General features: G+C 73.5%; 12 protein-coding genes and 1 pseudogene. 6 read left to right on the top strand and 7 right to left on the bottom strand.

Annotation, left to right across the window (positions count from 1 at the left end):
* Window positions 1-55: 55 nt before the first annotated feature.
* From ACZ4Z2_RS03165 to ACZ4Z2_RS03155, 3 genes are all read left to right on the top strand, one after another.
* The gene (locus ACZ4Z2_RS03165; RefSeq protein WP_468071797.1) at window positions 56-2,308 is read left to right on the top strand and encodes an acetate--CoA ligase family protein; all 2,253 of its coding nucleotides are present in this window, start codon (window positions 56-58) and stop codon (window positions 2,306-2,308) included.
* A 58-nt stretch (window positions 2,309-2,366) separates the two neighbouring features.
* Entirely contained in the window at window positions 2,367-3,197 is an 831-nt protein-coding gene (locus ACZ4Z2_RS03160; RefSeq protein ID WP_468071795.1) for an enoyl-CoA hydratase/isomerase family protein, read from the top strand.
* Window positions 3,198-3,453: 256 nt separating this feature from the next.
* Window positions 3,454-4,272 carry a flavin reductase family protein gene (locus tag ACZ4Z2_RS03155; protein WP_468071793.1) on the top strand — a complete coding sequence of 273 codons (819 nt, stop codon included), beginning with the start codon at window positions 3,454-3,456 and terminating at the stop codon, window positions 4,270-4,272.
* 32 nt (window positions 4,273-4,304) lie between these two features.
* Here ACZ4Z2_RS03155 and ACZ4Z2_RS03150 read toward each other — a convergent pair whose 3' ends face one another.
* Together ACZ4Z2_RS03150 and ACZ4Z2_RS03145 are read right to left on the bottom strand one after the other, a co-directional pair.
* Window positions 4,305-4,850, bottom strand: a complete 546-nt coding sequence (locus tag ACZ4Z2_RS03150; protein WP_468071791.1) for a hypothetical protein — start codon at window positions 4,848-4,850, stop codon at window positions 4,305-4,307.
* A gap of 157 nt (window positions 4,851-5,007) precedes the next feature.
* Entirely contained in the window at window positions 5,008-6,369 is a 1,362-nt protein-coding gene (locus tag ACZ4Z2_RS03145; RefSeq protein ID WP_468071790.1) for an MFS transporter, read from the bottom strand.
* Window positions 6,370-6,440: 71 nt separating this feature from the next.
* On the opposite strand from ACZ4Z2_RS03145, the gene ACZ4Z2_RS03140 reads away from it, so the two are divergent.
* A complete protein-coding gene (locus ACZ4Z2_RS03140) occupies window positions 6,441-7,586 on the top strand; it encodes a GlxA family transcriptional regulator (RefSeq protein ID WP_468071788.1) in 1,146 nt (381 codons plus the stop codon).
* 82 nt (window positions 7,587-7,668) lie between these two features.
* Here ACZ4Z2_RS03140 and ACZ4Z2_RS03135 read toward each other — a convergent pair whose 3' ends face one another.
* The gene (locus ACZ4Z2_RS03135; RefSeq protein ID WP_468071786.1) at window positions 7,669-8,241 is read right to left on the bottom strand and encodes a class I SAM-dependent methyltransferase; all 573 of its coding nucleotides are present in this window, start codon (window positions 8,239-8,241) and stop codon (window positions 7,669-7,671) included.
* A gap of 111 nt (window positions 8,242-8,352) precedes the next feature.
* Between ACZ4Z2_RS03135 and ACZ4Z2_RS03130 the strand changes: the two are divergent.
* Window positions 8,353-8,580: pseudogene (locus ACZ4Z2_RS03130) on the top strand (AraC family transcriptional regulator); the annotation flags it as partial.
* 253 nt (window positions 8,581-8,833) lie between these two features.
* On the opposite strand, the gene ACZ4Z2_RS03125 reads toward ACZ4Z2_RS03130, so the two are convergent.
* The 3 genes from ACZ4Z2_RS03125 to ACZ4Z2_RS03115 all read right to left on the bottom strand — a co-directional run bounded on the left by ACZ4Z2_RS03125 (window position 8,834) and on the right by ACZ4Z2_RS03115 (window position 12,224).
* Window positions 8,834-9,883, bottom strand: coding sequence for a Zn-dependent alcohol dehydrogenase (locus ACZ4Z2_RS03125; RefSeq protein ID WP_468071784.1), 1,050 nt, complete (start codon window positions 9,881-9,883; stop codon window positions 8,834-8,836).
* 58 nt (window positions 9,884-9,941) lie between these two features.
* A complete protein-coding gene (locus ACZ4Z2_RS03120; protein ID WP_468071782.1) occupies window positions 9,942-11,075 on the bottom strand; it encodes an acyl-CoA dehydrogenase family protein in 1,134 nt (377 codons plus the stop codon).
* A 225-nt stretch (window positions 11,076-11,300) separates the two neighbouring features.
* A complete protein-coding gene (locus tag ACZ4Z2_RS03115; protein WP_468071780.1) occupies window positions 11,301-12,224 on the bottom strand; it encodes an SDR family NAD(P)-dependent oxidoreductase in 924 nt (307 codons plus the stop codon).
* A gap of 105 nt (window positions 12,225-12,329) precedes the next feature.
* On the opposite strand from ACZ4Z2_RS03115, the gene ACZ4Z2_RS03110 reads away from it, so the two are divergent.
* The gene (locus ACZ4Z2_RS03110; RefSeq protein ID WP_468071778.1) at window positions 12,330-13,262 is read left to right on the top strand and encodes a cyclase family protein; all 933 of its coding nucleotides are present in this window, start codon (window positions 12,330-12,332) and stop codon (window positions 13,260-13,262) included.
* 697 nt (window positions 13,263-13,959) lie between these two features.
* Here the strand turns inward: ACZ4Z2_RS03110 and ACZ4Z2_RS03105 are convergent.
* Window positions 13,960-14,487, bottom strand: a complete 528-nt coding sequence (locus tag ACZ4Z2_RS03105) for an ATP-binding protein (protein ID WP_468071776.1) — start codon at window positions 14,485-14,487, stop codon at window positions 13,960-13,962.
* Between the last annotated feature and the right edge of the window lie 302 nt (window positions 14,488-14,789).

Genomic DNA, 14,789 nt, shown 5'->3' with positions numbered 1-14,789 from the left:
ACACGTGACCGCGTCACATCAGTGAATTGGCTGTCACACAGGAGCGGGCGGACCGATGCTTGGATCAACCCACGGCACCCTCACCACCGACTCCCGCCGGGCCCGGGCCATCGCCTGCGGCGAGCACCCCCAGCAGATCGTGCACGGCAGGCCCGCCGAGGCCGGCGACCTCGATGTCAGCGGGCGCCCGCTGTACGCCGCCGTCCCCGACCTGGACCGGTTCTTCCACCCCGAGTCCGTGGCCGTGGTGGGCGCCTCGGACGCGGAGGGCCGGCCCAACACCGGGATCACCCGGCAGCTGCTCGCCTGGGCCGAACGGGTCGGCGCCCGGCTGCATCCCGTGCACCCCACCCGCCCGTCCGTCTTCGGCAAACCCTGCTCCCCTTCCGTCGCCGCCCTGCCCGAACAGGTCGACCTCGCGGTGCTGCTCGTCTCCGACCCCCTCCCCCTGATCGACGAACTCGCCCAGGCCAAGGTGAAGTTCGCGGTCGCCTTCGCCTCCGGGTTCGCGGAGACCGGCGAGGAGGGCGCTGTCGCGCAGCAGCGGCTCGCCGCCGCCGTGGCCCGCGCCGGGGGCCTGCGGCTGCTCGGCCCGAACACCAACCTCAACGCCTTCGAGCGCTTCCGCGACGACCTGGACGGACCCGCCATCGCGCTGATCACCCAGTCCGGCCACCAGGGCCGCCCGGTCTTCTCCCTCCAGGAACTCGGCATCCGCCTCTCCCACTGGGCCCCCACCGGCAACGAGGCCGACCTGGAGACCGCCGACTTCATCTCCTACTTCGCCGAGCGCCCCGAGGTCGGCGCCATCGCCTGCTACATCGAGGGCCTCAAGGACGGCCGCTCCTTCCTCCTCGCCGCCGACCGGGCCGCCCGGCGCGGGGTACCCGTCGTGGCCGTGAAGGTCGGCCGCACCGAGGCGGGCGCCCGCACCGCCGCCACCCACACCGGCAAGCTGACCGGCGCGGACGCGGTGGTCGACGCGGCGATGCGGCAGTACGGCGTGATCCGCGTCGACGGCCTCGACGAACTCCAGGACACGGCGACCCTGTTGGCGCGGGCCCGGCGTCCGCGCGCACAGGCCCCGTCACGTCCGGTGGCCGACGGTGTCGTGGTCTATTCGATCTCGGGCGGCACGGGCGCGCACTTCGCCGACCTGGCGACGGAGGCCGGGCTGCGCCTGCCGACGCTGTCGGAGGCCAAGCAGGCCGAGCTGCGCCAGTGGATCCCCGGCTATCTGAACGTGGCCAACCCGGTCGACAACGGCGGGCACCCGGTGGGCGACTGGCGTGGCCCCCGCATCCTCGACGCGATCCTCGACGACCCGGCGGTCGGAGTGCTGATCTGTCCCATCACCGGCCCCTTCCCGCCGATGAGCGACAAGCTCGCCCGGGACCTGGTGGACGCCGCCGAACGCACCGACAAGCTGGTGTGCGTGGTGTGGGGGTCGCCGGTGGGCACCGAGGACGCCTACCGCGAGACGCTCCTCGGGTCGTCGAGGGTGGTGACCTTCCGTACCTTCGCCAACTGCATCACGGCCGTCCGCGCCCACCTCGACCACGCCCGCTTCGCCACCGCCTACCGCTCCCCCTTCGACGAGGCACCGCGCTCCCCGTCGCCCTCCTTCCGCAAGGCCCGGGCGCTGATGCGGCCGGGGCAGCAGCTGAGCGAGCACGCGGCCAAGCAACTGCTGCGCGCCTACGGGATACGCGTACCGCGCGAGCAGTTGGTGACCAGCGCGGCGGCGGCCGTGCGCGCGGCGAGCCTCGTCGGCTACCCGGTGGTGATGAAGGCGTCCGGGGCGCGGATCGCCCACAAGACGGAACTCGGCCTGGTGAAGATCGGGCTGACCTCCGCGAGCCAGATCCGCGACGCCTATCGCGAACTCACCGACATCGCCCGCTACGAGGACGTGCCGCTCGACGGGGTGCTCGTCTGCCAGATGGTCGAGCGGGGGGTGGAGATGGTCGTGGGCATGACGCACGACGACCTCTTCGGACCGACGGTGACGGTCGGGCTCGGCGGTGTCCTCGTCGAGGTGCTCCGCGACGCGGCCGTACGCGTGCCGCCCTTCGGCGAGGACCAGGCCCGCGCCATGCTGGCCGAACTGCGCGGGAGGGCCCTGCTGGACGGCGTACGCGGGGCGCCCCCGTGCGATGTCGACGCGCTCGTGGAGGTCGTGCTCCGGGTGCAGCGGATGGCGCTGGAACTCGGGGACGAGATCGCCGAGCTGGACATCAACCCGCTGATGGTGCTGCCCAGGGGACAGGGCGCCGTGGCCCTGGACGCGCTGGCGGTGTGCCGCTGAACACCGCCACCGCACCCCGACCCAGGCTGTCACGCCCCGTAACAGCAGGAGCATCCACATGTCCGCTTCCCCTCTCGATCCTCCCGAAAAATCCCGTGACTCATTGATACTTCACGCCACTGACAACGCCGTCTCGTGGATCACCCTCAACCGCCCCGAGGCGATGAACGCCCTCACCCCCGACCAGCGGGACCGCCTCGTCCGGCTGCTCTCGGACGCCTCCGCCGACCCCGCCGTGCGGGCGGTGGTGATCACCGCGACGGGCCGCGGCTTCTGCGCGGGCGCCGACCTGCGGTCCGGCGGCGCGGCCCGCCCCGCCGAGCGGACCGCCGGGGACGTGGCCCGCACCATCCGCGACGGCGCCCAGCGTCTCGTCGCGGCCGTGCTCGACTGCGAGAAGCCGGTGCTCGCGGCGGTGAACGGCACCGCCGCCGGTATCGGCGCGCACCTCGCCCTCGCCTGCGATCTGGTCCTCGCTGCCGAAGAGGCCCGGTTCATCGAGGTGTTCGTCCGCCGCGGTCTCGTCCCCGACGGTGGCGGCGCCTACCTCCTGCCCCGGCTGGTCGGTCCGCGGCGCGCGAAGGAGCTGATGTTCTTCGGCGACGCCCTGTCCGCCGCCGACGCGGAACGCCTCGGACTGGTCAACCGGGTCGTGCCCGCCGCCGACCTGGAGAAGACGGCCCGCGAGTGGGCCGAACGCCTCGCCGCCGGCCCGACCCGCGCCCTGGCACTGACCAAGCACCTGGTCAACGCCTCCCTCGACACCGACCGCGCCACCGCCTTCGCCGCCGAGGCCGCCGCCCAGGAGATCAACATGACGACGCGCGACGCCCAGGAGGGCGTGGCGAGCTTCGTCGAACGCCGCACACCGCGTTTCGAGGGCCGCTGACTTCAGCCGGCGCGCCCCGCCCCCCGATGGGCGACGGCCAGGGTCGCGTCCCCGGGGGGCGACGGCCTGGGTCGCGTCCCGGGCGTGGCTCGACGGCCAGGGGGAGGCGTCGCAACCCGTTCGGGAGGAGGAGACGCGGGAAGGCCACGTCGACCTCCGCGCACGCCGGGGCGTCGAACCGGTCGGCGACCCGGAGCGGCTGAGCGGCCCCCACCGCTTCACATCTGACGATGCGTCAGGTTCAATGGGCGGTGTGATGGGACATGCGGGAATGGCGGAGGCCGCCGTCCGGTACCTACGGTCCGACCGGACGTGGACGGCCGCGCCGGCGCGCCCGGTCGAAGCACTGCCCCGCCCCGAGCTGCGCTGCGTCCGCGAGGGCGAGCGGGCGCCGGTCGACCAGGCGGAGTTCCGCCGCGTCCTGGGCACCTTCGCGACGGGCGTGACGGTGATCACCGCCCCACCGCCCACCGCCACGGGCCAGGTCGGCCGGGGCGACGGCCACCGCACCGGCAACGGCCCTGCCGACGGCCACCCCGCCGAGGGCCGCCCCGCCGACGACAGCCCTCTCGGCAGTCGCCCCGCCGACGACAGCCCCCTCGGCAGCCGCCGCGCCGAAGGCCGCCCCGCCGGCGACAGCCGCTCTGTCGACGACCGCCCCGCCGGGTTCGCCTGTCAGTCGTTCTCCTCGCTCTCCCTCGACCCGCCGCTTGTCGTCTTCATGGTCGGCCGTACGTCGACGACGTGGCCCCGCATCGCCCGCGCGGGCGTCTTCTGCGTGAACGTGCTCGGCGCGGACCAGGGCGAGTTGTGCCGTCGCTTCGCGGTGAGCGGCGCGGACAAGTTCGCCGGGGTCGACCACGACCCGGCCCCCGTCACCGGCTCGCCCCGCCTCGCCGGAACCGCCGCCTGGATCGACTGCACGATCCACGCCGTGCACCCCGGAGGAGACCATCTGATCGTGGTGGGCCGGGTGGAGGCGCTGGGCACGCCCGGCGCGGACGACGCGGCGAGCGCGCCCCTGCTGTTCCACCGGGGTCGCTTCGGCGGCTTCACGACCGGCTTGGTCAGCTGAGGCAGCTGAGACACCTGGGCCCCCTCCGGCCCTCACCCCACCGCCACGACCGCCACCCCACCGCCGATCACCACGCACCCCACGGCCAGCGCTCCCCACGAGAGGATCGCCGCGCAGGGCTGTACCGGCCGTCCCGCGAGGGCGCGTACGACGGTGAAGTGCACCGCCAGGGCCGGGGGCAGGGCCACGGCGTAGAGCGCGAGGCCCGCGAGGTGCCAGGCCGGGACGGCCAGGGCCGGGAGCACCCACAGGGTGCAGGCGGGCGGGATCCACCACCAGGCGGCGCGGCCGGTCAGCTGACGGGCCGTCCAGTGGGCGAGCCGTACGGCCGGGACGACGTACGCCGCGGTCAGCACGCCTCCGGCGAACAGGATCAGCACGAGCGTCAGCGGAACGACCGCGAGGGCGGCGAACGGCTCCCCGCCCCCCGGCCCCGACCGGGCCGCGAGCGCCGCCACGAACAGCGCGGCGCACACCAGCGCGCCCTCGACACCGAGCACGGCCATGGAGACCGCCGACGGCTCGGCACTCCCCTGGGCCACGCCCTCGCCCGTCTCCTCCGCCTTCGGCTTCGCCATGGACATCACCTGCACCCTCCCCGCCTGAAGGGAGTGTGCCCACCCCGAAACGGTTGCGCCCGCCCCATCCGTGAACACCACGGCCCCGGCCCCGGCCCGGCGTCAAGCCCCGGCCCCGACCTCGGGCGGGCATCAGGCCCCGTCCCCCGGCCCGGCATCAGGCCCCGGCCACCGCCACGCCCCCGCCGCCGGTGGTCGCCGTCGAAGTCGGCCGGCGGCGGCGGATCATTAGCGCCATCAGCGCCGCCACCGCGCACAGCGCCCCGGAGGCGTACCAGACGACGGTGTACTCGCCGAACGTGTCGCGGGCCAGACCGCCGAGGAAGGCGACGAGGGCGGCGCCGACCTGGTGGGAGGCGAGGACCCAGCCGAAGACGATGGCGCTGTCGTCGCCGTAGTGCTCGCGGCACAGGGCCATCGTGGGCGGAACGGTGGCGACCCAGTCGAGGCCGTAGAAGACGATGAAGAAGATCATCGGCAGGTGCACGCTCGGGGCCAGCAGAGACGGCAGGAAGACCAGCGAGATGCCGCGGAACGCGTAGTACACGGCCAGCAGCCGCCGCGGTTCGTAGCGGTCCGTGAGCCAGCCCGAGGCGATCGTGCCGACGACGTCGAAGACACCGATGACGGCGAGCAGGGAGGCCGCCGCGGTGATGGGCATGCGGTGGTCGTGCGCGGCGGGCACGAAGTGGGTCTGGATGAGGCCGTTGGTGGAGGCGCCGCAGATCGCGAAGGTGCCGGCGAGGAGCCAGAACGGTCCGGTCCGGACCGCCGAGAGGAGGACCCTGACCGCCCTGCTCGCCGCTCCCCGCACGGGTGCCGGCTTGGCCACGAACTCCTTCGCCCCGTACGGCTTCAGCCCCACGTCCGCCGGGTGGTCGCGCAGCAGCAGCCAGACGAAGGGGACGACGGCCAGGGCGGCGAGGGCCACGGTGACGGCGGCGGGCCGCCAGTCGTGCTCGGAGACGATCCAGGACAGCAGCGGCAGGAAGATCAGCTGCCCGGATGCGGAGGCGGCCGTCAGGATGCCCGAGACCAGGCCGCGCCGCTCGGTGAACCAGCGGTTGGTGACCGTGGCCGCGAACGCCAGCGCCATCGAGCCCGAACCGAGCCCCACCAGCAGGCCCCAGCAGAGCATCAGCTGCCAGGCCGAGGTCATCCACACCGTGGAGCCGGCACCGACCGCGATCACCGTGAGGGCCACCGCGACCACCCGGCGGATGCCGAAGCGGTCCATCAGGGCGGCGGCGAACGGCGCCGTCAGCCCGTACAGCGCCAGGTTGAGCGACACGGCCGACGCGATCGTGCCGCGCGACCAATGGAACTCGTCGTGCAGCGGGTCGATCAGCAGACCCGGCAGGGAACGGAAGGCCGCCGCGCCGATGATCGTCACGAAGGTGACGGCGGCGACGAACCAGGCGCGGTGCACCCGGGAAGGCTTCGCCGGGCGGGGCTCGTGCGGCTGCGGATCGGTGGAGGCAGGGCTGAGCACGGTGGCGTCGTCGGCTCTCTGGGTCATGCGGACAAGCTTCGGACCTGCGATCTTCCCGAACGAGTGGCCCGAAGGACAGTGTTCGCTAGGATCGGGCCATGCCCCCCGAACCACGCCCCGAGCCCGCCGAACCGCCGGAGCCCGCTGAGGCCGCAGAGGCCGCTGCACCCGCCGAGGCCGCAGAGGCCGCTGCACCCGCCGAGGCCGCAGAGGCCGCCCTGGCCGCAGAGGCTGTGCCGGTCGGGGGCGACGCCCGGCACCGTGTCGTCGTCCTCGCCCTCGACGGGCTGTTGCCGTTCGAACTGGGGATCCCGCAGCGCATCTTCGGCAAGGCCCGCGGCGCGGACGGCCGCCGGCTGTACGACATCGTCACCTGCTCGATCCGGCCGCCCGGCCCGGTGGAGACGGACGCCGACTTCGACGTCCTGATCCCGAACGGCCCGGAGGCCCTGGCGACCGCGGACACGGTCGTCGTGCCCGCCTCGCACGAGCTGGGCCCGGTGTACGAGGAGGGCGTCCTCACCCCCGAACTGGCCGCCGCCCTCGCCCACATCCGCCCCGGCACCCGGCTCGTCTCCATCTGCACCGGCGGCTACATCCTGGCCGCCGCCGGCTTCCTCGACGGCCGCCCGGCGACCACGCACTGGTACCACGCGGAGCACTTCCAGCGGCTGTTCCCCAAGGTGAGGGTGGACGCCGACGTGCTGTTCGTCGACGACGGCGACATCCTCACCTCGGCGGGCGTGGCCGCCGGCATCGACCTGTGCCTGCACCTCGTCCGGCGCGACCACGGCACCGCCGTCGCCAACGACGTGGCCCGCCGCACGGTGGTGCCGCCGCACCGGGACGGCGGTCAGGCGCAGTACATCCAGCGGCCGGTGCCGGAGCCGCAGGCCGCCGGCACGACCGCGGCCCGCGCCTGGGCCCTCGCCCGTCTCCACGAGCCGATCCAGCTGCGCGACATGGCCCGGCAGGAGTCCATGTCGGTCCGTACGTTCACGCGCCGCTTCCGCGAGGAGGTCGGCGTCAGCCCCGGCCAGTGGCTCACCCGGCAGCGCGTCGAACGGGCCCGCCACCTCCTGGAGTCCACCGACCTCTCCATCGACCAGATCGCCCACGACGCGGGCTTCGGCACGGCCCAGTCCATGCGCCAGCACCTCCAGGGCGCCCTGGGGGTGACCCCGACGGCGTACCGCCGCACGTTCAGAGCGGAAGGCACCCGGCGGCACGCGGGCGCCCCCTGAGGGAGTCCGGGAGGCAGCACCGCCCACCTCGCCCTCCCCCGCCGCCGTCCCGAAGCTCACCGGCTCCGGAACAGTCGTACGGTCAGGTCGCGACGGCACGGACGAGCAGCGTGCCCACACCGCCGCCTTCCGGCGGGTCGATCAGGAATAGGCGTACGTCGGAGAACCCGTGCCTCATCAGGACGCGCCCCCACTCGTCCGGGGTGCGGTCGTGCCGAGACCCGGCTCCGGCGGGCCCTGGGCCCTGACTGCCCGGAGGCAACTGCGAGAAGGCCAGGATGCCGCCCGGCGTCATGCGCGAGCGGACCAGCGGGAGCAGGGTGTCCGGATCGACGAACCACACGGCACCGAAGATCGAGAGCACGACATCGAATGTCTCGTCCGTCTCGTTCAGGAACGCAGTCGCCTCCGCCGTACGAAACTCAAGGCCCGGCAGATGGCCCCAGCGCTCCCGCGCGACCGTCTCGCGGGCGGGGGCGATGTCCACCCCTTGGCCTGTCGCGCCAAGCGTCACGAGGTGCGCGAGGTTACTACCGCTCCCCGAGCCGAGTTCCAGCACCCGGCGTCCGGCCAGGGGACCGAGAACGCTCTCGTCCGGCCCGTGATCGGGGTACTGGGTCCAGTTCAGCCAGGTCGCATCACCTCTGGCGTTCACGGTTCTGCGTGGCTTGCTCCCGACTGCGTACCTGTCCCAGGACTCAGCCAATGACATGCGGTGATCCTTTCCGGCACGAGGGGCCCACCCCCAACGTACGAAGGTAGGCCAATCCTCACCTCGGCGGGCGTGGCCGCCGGCATCGACCTGTGCCTGCACCTCGTCCGGCGCGACCACGGCACCGCCGTCGCCAACGACGTGGCCCGCCGCACGGTGGTGCCGCCGCACCGGGACGGCGGTCAGGCGCAGTACATCCAGCGGCCGGTGCCAGAGCCGCAGGCCGCCGGCACGACCGCGGCCCGCGCCTGGGCCCTCGCCCGTCTCCACGAGCCGATCCAGCGGAAGGCACCCGGCGGCACGCGGGCGCCCCCTGAGGGGGGTTCGGGAGGCAGCACCGCCCACCTCGCCCTCCCCCGCCGCCGTCCCGAAGCTCACCGGCTCCGGAACAGTCGTACGGTCAGGTCGCGACGGCACGGACGAGCAGCGTGCCCACAACGCCGCCTTCCGGCGCCCGCGCCGACGGCCGTACCTCCGCGGTACGACCGGGACCTTGCCGCGAGCCCCCGACGCCCTCGCCCTTCCGCCCCGGCGCTCAGAACGTGAGCACCGCCCGCGCCACCCGCCCCTCCGCCGCGTCCTGCGCCGCCTTCGCGAAGTCCTCCACCGGATACGTGGCGGTGACCAACTCGTCCAGCAGCAGCCGCCCTTCGCGGTACAGGTCGGCGTAGAGCGCGATGTCCCGCTGGGGCCGCGACGATCCGTAGCGGCAGCCCAGGATCGCCTTGTCCAGGTAGAGGGAGGAGACCCGGAAGGACGCCTCGGCCGTGGCCGCCGGCACGCCCAGCAGCACCGCCTGCCCCCTCCGGTCCAGCAGATCGATCGCCTGGCGGATGAGTTCGACGCGGCCGACGCACTCGAAGGCGTGGTCCACGCCCGTCGGGACGACCTCCCGTACGCCGTCCGCGGAGGTGAGGAAGTGCGTGGCGCCGAACCGCCGGGCCACGGCCTCCTTCTCCGGGTTGGCGTCGACGGCGACGATCCGTACCGCGCCCGCGATCCGCGCCCCCTGGATGACGTTGAGCCCGATGCCCCCGGCCCCGATGACGAGCACGCTCTCACCCCGGTCGACGCGCGCCCGGTTGAGGACCGCCCCGACCCCGGTCAGCACGCCGCACCCGATCAGTGCGGCGGACGGCAGCGGAATGTCGTCCGGTATCCGCACGGCCTGCACGGCCTTGACCACCGTCCGCTCCGCGAAGGCCGAGTTGGCGGCGAACTGGAACAGCGGCTGCGCGCCGCGCGTGAACGGCCGCTCCGGGCGCCCGATCGCCCGACGGCACATGGTGGGCCGTCCCCGGTCGCAGTCCGCGCAGGTCCCGCAGTTGGCGAGGGTGGACAGTGCCACGTGGTCACCGGGCCGGACATGGGTGACGCCCGCGCCCACCGCGTCGACGACGCCCGCGCCCTCGTGCCCGAGCACCACCGGCGCGGGGAACGGGATCGTCCCGTCCACCACCGACAGATCGCTGTGGCAGAGCCCGGCCGCCGCGACCGCCACCCGCACCTCGCCGGGCCCCGGCTCCCGGACGTCGAGATCGTCGACGACCTCGACCCGCTTCCCGTCGAACACCACGCCTCTCACGCCGGCACCCCCCGCCCCGCCGCCGGAAGGCCGGCCACTCGCGAGATCGTCAAGATCCTCAACCCCTCGGCTCCCTCGGCAGTCCGAGCACCCGCTCGGCGATGATCGTGCGCTGCACTTCGTCCGAACCGCCGTAGATGGTGTCGGCCCGGCTGAACAGGAACAGGTGCTGGAACGGATCGAGTGCGTAAGGCGTCCCCGGCGACCACCGCGCGGGCCCCACCGCCGCCCCCGCGCCCCGCACCTCCATCGCCAGCTCCCCGAGCCGCCGGTGCCACCGCCCCCACAGCAGCTTGGCCACGCTCGGCGCGCCCGGCTCCGGTGAACCGCCCAGCGTCCGCAGGGCGTTCCACCGCATCACCCGCAGCTCGGCCCACTGCCGCACGAGCCGTTCCCGTACGACGGGGTCGTCCACGGCGCCACTCTCCACGGCCGCCCGTACGACGTCCCGCAGCTCCTCCGCGAACCCGATCTGCTGGGCGAGCGTCGACACACCGCGCTCGAAGCCGAGGAGGGCCATGGCGACCCGCCAGCCGTCGCCCTCCCCGCCGACGACGTGCTCCGCGCGCGCCCCGTCGAAGAACACCTCGTTGAACTCGCTCGTGCCGGTCATCTGCCGGATCGGCCTCACCTCGACGCGGCCCGGCTGGGCCATGGGGACGAGCAGGAACGACAGCCCGTGGTGCCGCCGCGATCCCGGCTCGGTGCGCGCCAGTACGAAGCACCAGTCGGCCTCGTGGGCGAGCGAGGTCCAGATCTTCTGCCCGGTGACGGTGTACGTCCCGTCGGTGCCGCGCTCGGCCCTGGTGCGGACGCCCGCGAGGTCCGATCCGGCGCCGGGTTCGCTGTAGCCCTGGCACCACAACTCCTCGCCGCGGGCGATCGGCGGCAGGAACCGCTCCTTCTGCTCCCGCGTCCCGAAGGCGATCAGGGTGGGCGCGAGCAGCTTCTCCCCGATGTGCCCCGACCTGGGCGGCACGCCGGCGCGGGCGTACTCCTCGGCCCACACGACCTGCTGCACGAGCGTGGCCGTCCGGTTCCCGTACCCGCCCTCGGCCCACCCCAGCCCGATCCACCCCGCGGCCCCGAGCGTCCGCTCCCACGCCCGCCGGTCCCCGGCGGCCCCGGCATGCTCCGCGAGCCAAGCCCGCACCTCCCCCCGAAACGCCCCGTCCTCCACCCCAAAGTCCACGCCCCACACCGCCTCCGGTCGACCGCACGAACCGTTGTCACCCAGGCAGAACAACTGACATCAAAGCCGCACCCCCACTCCGCTCAGGGGCGCGAGGAACTGCGCGACCAGCCACGAACCACCCGCACGAACCAAGCAACTCGAACCCCCACCCCCAGGGGCGCGGGGAACTGCGCGAGAAGCCACACACCACCCGCAGCCGCCCGACAACCCCCCGGCCCCGAGCTATGAGGCGCCCTTGTTCGGCCGCGCCCCTGCCGCAGCGGCCCGCGCCATCTCCTCCACCCGCTCAAGCATCGGCATCGGATCAACCCCCACCGCTCCGGGCAGCACCTCCGCGATCCTCTCCGGCGTCCAGCCGCCCCCCTCCGCCCAGGCGGAGCGCAGTTCCCTCGGCTGGGCCCAGACCGCGATCCTCGGCCCCGCCACCGTGTACACCTGCCCGGTGATGCCCTCCTCCCGGGCCCTGTCCGACAGCAGGTACACCACGAACGCCGCCACGTCCTCCGGTTCGCCGATGTCGGTCAACTCCACCGGCACCCCTGCGGACATCCGCGTCCGCGCCACCGGCGCGACCGCGTTCGCGGTCACCCCGTACCGGTGCAGCCCCAGCGCAGCGCTCCGCACCAGCGAGATGATCCCGCCCTTCGCCGCGCTGTAGTTGGCCTGTGAAACGGACCCCTGGTGATTGCCACTGGTGAACCCGATCAACGTCCCGGCCCGCTGCTTCCGCATCACCGCCGAAGCCGCCCGGAACACCGTGAACGTGCCCTTCAGATGCGTGGCGACCACCGGGTCCCACTCCTCCTCGGACATGTTGAACAGCATCCGCTCCCGCAGGATCCCGGCGACACACACGACCCCGTCGATCCGCCCGTACGCGGCGACCGCCGCGTCCACCACCCGCTGCCCGCCGGCCATGGTCGAGATGTCGTCGGCGACGGCGACGGCCTCGCCCCCGGCCGCCTCGATCTCCTTGACGACGGTGTCGGCGACGGAGCTGGTCGGTTCGGAGCCGTCGACGGAGACGCCGTAGTCGTTGACGACGACCCGCGCGCCCTCCGCCGCCGCAGCGAGGGCGACCGCTCGGCCGATCCCCCGTCCCGCGCCCGTGACGGCGACGACCTTGCCTGCCAAGAAGTTTCCCACCCCGGCCCCTTCCCCTCATCGCGGTTTCTGACGGACCGTTAGATTTGCTCGCACGCCGATTCTACGACCCGTCAGATACACCCACACAAGCCCCGGGGAGGGCCGATGTCACTGCCCACGGAGTTCCATGACATCGCCAAGCGCGTGAACAACTGGGGTCGTTGGGGGGCGGGCGACGAGGCCGGCACGCTCAACCTGATCACCGACGAGGTGGTGCGGGAGGCCGTCGGCTCGGTGCGTTCCGGCCGCCGTGTGCCGCTCGCGCTGCCCCTCCAGCAGGACGGCGTGCAGACGGGGATGATCCCGGGCCGGGTCAACCCGCTGCACGTCATGGTGCAGATCAACCAGGAGATCTTCGGTCCGGGCACGGTCGCGTGCAGCGACGACGCCGTGACGATGGGCCTCCAGGCAGGCACCCACTGGGACGCCCTCACCCATGTCTCCCACTCGGGCCGCGTCTACAACGGCCGCCCGGCCGACACCGTCACCCCGCACGCCGGGGCCACCTTCGCCGGCATCGACAAGGCCCTCCCCGTCGTCTCGCGCGGTGTGCTCCTCGACATCCCGCGCGCCCTGGGCCTCGACACCGGCCGACTCCCCGGCGACCACGCGGTCACGCCCGAAGACCTGGACGCGGCCGAGGAGTTGACGGGGGTGCGGGTCCGCGCCGGCGACATCGTCCTCGTCCGCACCGGGCAGGTCCGGGCGTACCTCGCGGGCGACAAGCACGGGTACGCGTTCCCGTCGCCGGGGCTGTCGGTCCGTACCCCGGAGTGGTTCCACGCGCGTGATGTCGCCGCCGTCGCCAACGACACGATGACCTTCGAGATCTTCCCGCCGGAGATCGAGAACCTCTGGCTCCCGGTGCACGCGCTGCATCTGGTCGAGATGGGCATGCCGCAGGGCCAGAACTGGAACCTGGAGGAGTTGTCCACAGCCTGTGGAGAAACCGGGCGATACGACTTCCTGCTGTCGGCGATGCCGGAACCGTTCGTCGGCGGCACGGGAACACCGGTGGCCCCGGTGGCGGTGCTCTGAGACCTCAGCGGGTCGGCGGGCAGCGCTCCGAGACCTCCGCGTATTGGCCGACGGTGCTCCGAGACCCCCGCGGGTCGGCCGGCGGTACTCCGAGACCCCCGCGTACTGGCCTGCGGCGCTCCGAGACCCCCACGGGTCAGCCGGCGGCGCTCCGAGACCCCCACGGGTCAGCCGGCGATACTCCGAGACCCCCGCGTACTGGCCTGCGGCGCTCCGAGACCCCCACGGGTCAGCCGGCGGCGCTCCGAGACCCCCGCGGATCGGCCGACGGCACTCCGAGGCCCCCACGGATCGGGCGCGGTGCTCCGGCACCGCCGTGGGTCGGCTGGCGGCGCGCCGCTGCCCGCCCCGAGCTCGGCACCGCGCGCCGCCATCCGGCCTCGGCGTACCCGCCCCGCTTCCCCGGGCCCGGGCGGGAGCCGACGCCGAAACACGACCCACACTCGCCGAGGGCCCCCGTCACCGAAGCCCTCGTCGTCCCCTCGCGGCGAATCGATGACCACAAGCGTGATCAAACGGACATGGAACGTCAACACCCGTTGGGGGATTTGCCCCTCGCGGCCCGGGTCCCGGCGCCGCGTACGGGAGCACCACCGGCGCACACGAGCGCCGTCGTGAGCGGCAGGGGCCGACGCCGTGCTTCGGCGCGCAGGCGCGTGCGACGCCGAGACGCACGCCGGGCGCCCACCGCAGGCCCTCAGACCGCCCCGTAGGCCAATCCACCGCGGGCCACCGCCGCCACGCCGGTGACGGCGTGGCCCGACGGGTACACGGTGGGGGTCGCGACGCCGCCCGCTCCGGCCGTCGCGGGCGGGCCGGGGGCGGCGCGGTCCAGTTCGCACCAGATGCGCTTGCCGACGCCCTCGTGGCTCCAGCCCCAGCGGTCGGCGAGCCCCTCGACGAGGGCGAGGCCGCGACCGCCCGTCTCGTCGCCGTCGGCGCAGCGCGGCGCCGGCGGGCACGCGCTGGTGTCGGCGACCTCCAGACGGACGGTGCCGACGGAGCCGTCACGGAGCCCGGACAGCAGCAGACGCAGCACAGCCGGCCGCCCGGTGTGGACGACCGCGTTGGTGACCAGCTCGGAGACGAGTAGGATCAGCGTCTCCCCCAGCGGCTCGTCGTCCCCTATCCCGGACCCGGCGAGCCGTGAACGGGCCCATCTCCGGGCGCGACCCACTTCTGCGGGGTCGGGCCGGATCTCCAGCTGCACTTGAAGCACCTGCACCGCTCACACCATCCGAACCGGCGGACACATCGCCGCACGCCCCTCCGGGGCCACGATCGTGGTCATCTTCTGCTCGGCCGACTCCACTGCCGTCGGCACCGGAATCACGGAACGTGATCCCCTTACTAGACAGCATGGTTGACGTACAGTCACCCCAACAAGCGCTTCGGGCATATTCCAGCGCGAAGGAGTACGCCTGGGGCATACTGTGCGACGCTCATCGCGGGGAGTCGAACAGACCGGGGCGACGCGCCTCCGGCCCACTTCACGAGCGGCGGGCACCGCCGGAGCCGGGGCCGCCT

This window comes from Streptomyces sp. NPDC030183 (genome assembly GCF_055573455.1).
The sequence above is the reverse complement of the archived record's forward strand: the minus strand, read 5'-3'. Positions and strand labels throughout refer to the sequence as shown.